Here is a 1,691-nt window from a genome sequence, read left to right as displayed (position 1 = left end):
TGTTGCCGAAAAGCCATCACACCACATGGTAAGCTTCTCATTCTCGAAATGCTCCCTGCCGGTAATGATTTCCACCCTGCCAAATGGTTTGACATATCAATGATGGTATCTTTAGGAGGTAAAGAATGGACTGAGCTAGAGTTTAGCAGACTTTTGGCTCAGTCTGACTTCAAGTTGCAGCGAATTTTACCGATGGAGTCTCCAGTTGTGATCCTTGAAGCCAACCCTGGTATAGCATTTTCATACTGATGATGACAAAGCTTATCCTTTTAAGGCAAAAGGCATGCATGGCTATTGGCAATAGTCAAGATGGTTTTCAGGGAATCAGCCTCAAATAATACTGTACCTGATTACTGCGATCAACGCGCTTATTTAACTTCCGATATCGGGAGTAAGCACAAACACAAATGAATCCGCGAGTATAGATTCAGCAACAGCAGGATTAATCCCCAAGGGTTGCAAGCAAGTTACTTGGTCTAATACATTGAGCATACTATATTCCTGAAGCTGAAACCCTTGCTCCGTTAAAAACTGCCTAACCTGATCGAAATTGTCAAAGATAGTATCTGTGTCTGAGGTGGCTGTCATCCCTCTGACTGTCTGGCTCAATTTTTGCCAAGCTGGGCTATTTCCCCGTACCCTACTCAAATATTCTTTTGTGATTAAATCAGGGGTTATCCACACACCACCATAAACCTGAAGCAACTCCCGGACATTAGCAAACAACCGCTGTTTTTGATTAAATGTCAGGTACAGCAGTAGTCCCTCGCATACTACAGTAATGGGCTTTTGGGAATCTAGATAATCTACATCGAGAGGGAATTGGCTGGGTTGACTAGTGGCATCAATCCCAACAAAGTGCAAGTTTGAGCGTACGCCAACTAGCTGTTTCACCAGTTGCTGTTTGCCCGTTATCATCCCTGGCAAATCACTCTCGATAAAAGTTGTAGAAGGGTCACCAGACATTACCATGCCCCGTGGCACCAAGCCGGAGGCTAGTTCAAGGATTTGAGTTGTTTGAAATTGAGCCATCACTTGATTGATAGCTTTATACCGACCTTCAAATAAAACTGCTACTTCAAAGGATTTATCGGACTGTTGTTTTTGTAACTGCTCCACGAAAGCTTGAGCATTAACCAATTGTGCCAATTCTTGGGAATAAGGAATATCGGTAAACTGTCTGGCATAAGCCACTAGTAAAGCTGTGGGACTGATTTTGTCGAAGGAACTAGTTGGCACCTGCATGATTATGAATTGGGAATTGGGAATTTAGGTAATAGTAAAAAGGTAAAATTTGCTTTAGTCAAGCTAACAGGTAACAGGTAATAGGGAGGTGCATCTCATTTTTTGTTAGTGAGATGCACGCAGTTATATCTACCCTTAACCAAAGAGAAAATTACCAGGTGCTTCTGGATATTCACTACGGAAGAATTGATCAATTAACTCGATATGTTTTTCTTTAGTAATGGAGTCATCATCCTTGAAATTGAGCCGTTTAAATACCTCATTAGCCAAATTTTAATCACGTCCGGCGGCTCGATAAACCTGTCTGTATTCCTCCAAATCCAGTTGCTCATCCCCATTAGTATCAAATATGCTAAATACGAAACTTGCTATGCCCCGTATTTCTGCTTCATAAGCGCCTGGGTCATTAAGGACATTCTCGATATATACCAGCCATTCCTCCAAAG

Annotated in this window: 2 protein-coding genes; one reads left to right on the top strand and one right to left on the bottom strand. The window is 42.0% G+C overall.

The genetic code is table 11. From position 1 onward, the window contains the following. On the top strand, positions 1-249 hold a 249-nt coding region (locus F6K49_RS46480), incomplete at its 5' end, for a methyltransferase (protein ID WP_293109230.1). Between the two features lie 123 nt (positions 250-372). Here F6K49_RS46480 and F6K49_RS46475 read toward each other — a convergent pair. Next, positions 373-1,245: a class I SAM-dependent methyltransferase gene (locus F6K49_RS46475; RefSeq protein WP_229415499.1), complete on the bottom strand. Its 873-nt coding sequence runs from the start codon at positions 1,243-1,245 to the stop codon at positions 373-375. Between the last annotated feature and the right edge of the window lie 446 nt (positions 1,246-1,691).

Source organism: Moorena sp. SIO3I6, from assembly GCF_010672095.1.
This window is presented reverse-complemented; position numbering and strand designations above follow the sequence as displayed.